This is a genomic window from Marinobacter algicola DG893 (assembly GCF_000170835.1).
Taxonomy (GTDB): Bacteria; Pseudomonadota; Gammaproteobacteria; order Pseudomonadales; family Oleiphilaceae; genus Marinobacter; species Marinobacter algicola.
This window is the reverse complement of record NZ_ABCP01000085.1, coordinates 1-4,090: the sequence shown is the minus strand read 5'-3', so window position 1 is coordinate 4,090 and position 4,090 is coordinate 1. Positions and strand designations below refer to the sequence as shown.

The following is a 4,090-nucleotide window of genomic DNA, read 5'->3' as shown; positions in this document are numbered from 1 at the left end:
AAACCGAGGCCCTGGTGGAAATAGGCGGCTTCCCAGACATTGCGGAAGGCAAATGGCAGGCCCGAGGCAATACCCGCGAGGGTGATTTTGTCTTGGGCATAGGCCGGGGAAATGGTGCCCATTTCAAGAATGCCCCGGCTGACAGCGTTGAAGATCTCCTTCGCTTTGAACAGCGAACCCGCTTCGTAAAGTTCCAGCTCCAGACGGCCATCGGTGCGTTCTTCAAGAATGGTCTTGAGACGAACTAGACTGTCCTTATAGGAACTGCTGGAGCCTGGCCAATGGGATTGGACCTTCCAGGTAAAGCTTTCTTCAGCGGCAGCTGCCGGAGCGCTGACCAGTGCGGCGGTCAGGCCCAGAGTCAGGGCAGAACCGACCATAATCAGGGTTTTTCTGGCGGTGGTTAGTATCTTCATTGCTGGACCTCGATCATTATTGTGTTGGACGTCCTGTTTTTGGTTTCACTGTGCGGAACTGGTGACTGCAGAATGAATCCGTGTATCTGAATCTATCACACACTTTGCTTTTTGCAATAGGATGGTGGCCGATATTCCATTACCAAAGTTTAGTTCATGGAGGCATTCATCGTGATCATCACCCAAAATCAGCCAGGTGTGGCCCATCTGGTGATCAGCAGGACAGACAAGAAAAATGCATTGACTCGCGATATGTACCGGGCCCTGGCCGAAGGTGTGAGCAAAGCAGCGGCAGATTCCAGCGTACATGCCATCGTGCTCAGTGGTGAGGGCGGTGTGTTTACCGCCGGCAACGATCTCGATGATTTCCGCGCCCGTGCGACGGACGAGAATCCAAAGCCCTCGGCCGGTCTGGCCTTTATCGAAGCCCTGATGGTTTGCGATACGCCTGTCATTGCTGCCGTGGAAGGACTGGCCATCGGGATCGGTACTACCCTGTTGTTGCATTGTGATTCCGTCATTGCTGGCCGCTCCACGCGGTTCAAAACCGCCTTTGTGGATCTGGGGCTGGTGCCGGAGGCTGCGTCTACCTTGACCATGCCGTTGCACCTGGGTTCCCGGCGTACCGCGGATCTGTTGTTGATGGGTGACACCCTCAACGGCGAGGAAGCCAGGGAATGTGGCCTGGTCAGTCGTGTGGTTGATGACGGGCTGGCGGTGGACGAAGCATTGGCACAGGCCAGCGCACTCACGACCAAACCCAGGGAAGCCCTGCGGGCCAGCAAGCGCCTTATCAAGGCGCCCTGGCGGGAAGCGGTAAGCGATGCCCTTGAGAGAGAGCGCGCCGTGTTTTCCGACAGACTACGGTCTGAGGACTGCCGGGCGGCCCTCGCGCGGATGGGTAAGGGCTAGGTCAGAACCTTGGGGCAGTTCGTTGCCCTTCTCGTCAATTTTCCTGGCTGCCGTGCCTTCGGTAGTTTTCCCACTGAGTCTTATAGACGGGCATGTGCTGCGCACCTTTCATTTTATTCGTCATTACTGCATCAATGTTTTATCTAGTGAAATTTACTTTCGAATATGTTGACTCAAAACCGGAAGGCGTGACAAATTAAAGCAGAAGGTGAATTCGCGATGGCCTAACAAACTATAAAAAGGAGCATCGGCATGGGTCGTTTTGACAAGCGGGTAGCCATCGTCACCGGGGCCGGCAGTGGCATCGGCAGGGCCACGGCGGTTCGCCTGGCGCGGGAGGGCGCGCAGGTGGTGATGATGGATATGTCCGAAGCGGGCCTGCTGGATACCGAGGGCCTGATGCCCGAGGGAGCGGAAACCCTGCGTCGCATTGGCGACGTGGCTGATGAGGAACATGTCAGCGCACTGGTAGGCGAAACTGTCTCGACCTTCGGTCGCATTGACGTGTTGTGCAACATTGCCGGCATTGCCAGCACCAGTGGTGGTCACCCCGATATTACCGGTAACGACCGGGGCGAATGGGAACAGGTGCTGGCGGTGAACCTGATTGGCACCATGCTGTTTATAAAGCATGTTGCGCCCCACATGCAGGCCCGCAAGCTGGGCTCGATTGTTAATACCGCTTCGGTGGCCGGTCTTCGCTCCGGTGCCGGTGGTAACGCTTACAGCGCGTCCAAGGCTGGTGTGGTTAACCTCACCATGACCGCTGCCTGCGATCTGGGTAACGACAATGTACGCGTGAATGCGGTGTGCCCGGGGCTGGTGGAAACCGGCATGACCCAGTCTGTTTTTGACTATGCCCGCGCCAATGAGAAAGCCCATAAGCTGGGATCACGGTGCGAATTGCGGCGCTATGGTGCGCCAGAAGAAATTGCCGCCGCCATTCTGTTCCTGGCCAGTGATGATGCCAGCTACATCACTGGTCAGTCTTTGCCCGTGGACGGCGGCAACACCGCTTCTCTTAACCTGCCTGGAATGAAAGTGTAATGAGTGAAGACAGCCTGCATATTCGTGGTGGTCAGGACCTGCCTGGATTTCACAATCTGCTGGGGTATCACCAGTTGTCCTGGGAAGAGAACGAAGCGGTGATTGGCCTGGAACTGCAGCCCTGCCATCTCAACCTGGGCGGAGTGATTCATGGCGGTGTGTTGACGTCGCTGCTGGATATCGCAATGGCCGAAGCCGGCACTTACTGTCCATATCCCGGCAGGATACGCAAAGCCATTACCCTGTCGCTGACGACAACGTTCACCGGACAGTGTTCCGGTGGAACTATCCGGGTCACCGGTCGCAGGCGGGCCGGCGGCACCCGGATTTTCAACAGCACCGGAGAGGTTCACGACGACAAGGGGAATCTCCTGGCCATCGCCGAAGGCACCTTCCGCATTCGCTCCGGGAGTGAGAAACCGGAAGGCGTGCCAATCTGATCCTTCAACCAATGAGGTACTGGAATGTTTGAGCTGTCTGACAACGCCAAAAAACTGCAGGCGCAGCTTCACGAATTCATGGACGCCCACATATACCCGAATGAGCACAAGCACCATGAGCAGGTGGAGCATTCAGAAAATCGATGGGCTCCGGTACCGATCGTCGAAGAATTGAAGGTCAAGGCGAAAGCCGCGGGGCTGTGGAATCTGTTTTTGCCAGACAGCGAATTCGGCGCTGGCCTGACCAATTACGAATACGCGCATCTGTGTGAGGTCATGGGGCGCTCGGCCATGGCGCCGGAGGTGTTCAACTGTTCCGCGCCGGACACCGGCAACATGGAAACCATCGCCCGCTACGGCAACAAAGAGCAGCAGGATAAGTGGCTGAAGCCCCTGCTTGAGGGCGAAATCCGCTCCTGCTTCTCCATGACCGAGCCTGACGTGGCCTCTTCCGATGCCACCAATATTGCCTGTGAAATCCGTCGCGAAGGCGATGAGTATGTGATCAATGGTCGCAAGTGGTGGTCCTCCGGTGCCATGACCACCACCTCTAAGATTGCCATTGTTATGGGCAAGACTGATCCGGGGGCTGAGAAGCACAAGCAGCAGTCGATGATTCTGGTTCCGCTGGACACGCCGGGCGTGAAGATGATTCGCCCGCTGACGGTGTTTGGCTATGACCACGCTCCTCACGGCCACGCCGAGATTCAGTATGACAATGTGCGGGTGCCGGTGAGCAACATTCTGCTGGGTGAGGGACGTGGTTTTGAAATTGCCCAGGGCCGCCTTGGGCCGGGCCGTATTCATCATTGTATGCGCACCATCGGGGTTGCCGAGCGAGCCCTTGAGCTGATGTGCAAGCGTGCCAATGCCCGCGAGGCTTTCGGTAAGCCGCTGTCGAGTTTCGATTCCATCCGCAAGGACATTGCCCGCAGCCGTATGGAGATTGAGCAGGCCCGGCTGATGACCCTGAAAGCAGCGCACATGATGGACACTGTTGGTAATAAGGTGGCTCGTCAGGAGATTGCGATGATCAAGGTGATCGCGCCGAGTATGGCGCTGAAGGTGCTGGACCGGGCGATTCAGGTTCACGGTGGTGCGGGTGTGTCTCAGGACACCTTCCTGGCCGAAGCCTGGGCCAAGGTGCGCACCTTGCGGCTGGCAGACGGGCCGGATGAGGTGCATCTGGATTCTGTTGCCAAGATCGAACTTCGCCAATACCGCTAAACCAATAACCTCTGAATCAGAGGGAGGGCGACCGTGGTGGTGTCCTTC

General features: G+C 57.1%; 4 protein-coding genes and 1 pseudogene. 4 read left to right on the top strand and 1 reads right to left on the bottom strand.

Going from position 1 to position 4,090, the window contains the following annotated elements; genetic code table 11:
* Nucleotides 1-416, bottom strand: a pseudogene (locus tag MDG893_RS20265) (TRAP transporter substrate-binding protein DctP); the annotation flags it as partial.
* A gap of 171 nt (nucleotides 417-587) precedes the next feature.
* Here MDG893_RS20265 and MDG893_RS20260 point away from each other — a divergent pair.
* The 4 genes from MDG893_RS20260 (at nucleotide 588) to MDG893_RS20245 (ending at nucleotide 4,042) form a co-directional block, all read left to right on the top strand.
* Nucleotides 588-1,328 carry an enoyl-CoA hydratase/isomerase family protein gene (locus MDG893_RS20260; protein WP_040474840.1) on the top strand — a complete coding sequence of 247 codons (741 nt, stop codon included), beginning with the start codon at nucleotides 588-590 and terminating at the stop codon, nucleotides 1,326-1,328.
* 252 nt (nucleotides 1,329-1,580) lie between these two features.
* Nucleotides 1,581-2,375, top strand: a complete 795-nt coding sequence (locus MDG893_RS20255; RefSeq protein WP_007155720.1) for an SDR family NAD(P)-dependent oxidoreductase — start codon at nucleotides 1,581-1,583, stop codon at nucleotides 2,373-2,375.
* Nucleotides 2,375-2,815, top strand: a complete 441-nt coding sequence (locus tag MDG893_RS20250) for a PaaI family thioesterase (RefSeq protein ID WP_007155719.1) — start codon at nucleotides 2,375-2,377, stop codon at nucleotides 2,813-2,815. The genes MDG893_RS20255 and MDG893_RS20250 overlap by 1 nt, the downstream gene beginning before the upstream one ends.
* 24 nt (nucleotides 2,816-2,839) lie before the next feature.
* Nucleotides 2,840-4,042 (top strand): acyl-CoA dehydrogenase family protein, encoded by a 1,203-nt coding sequence (locus MDG893_RS20245; protein WP_007155718.1) that lies wholly within the window; start codon nucleotides 2,840-2,842, stop codon nucleotides 4,040-4,042.
* Nucleotides 4,043-4,090: the final 48 nt, after the last annotated feature.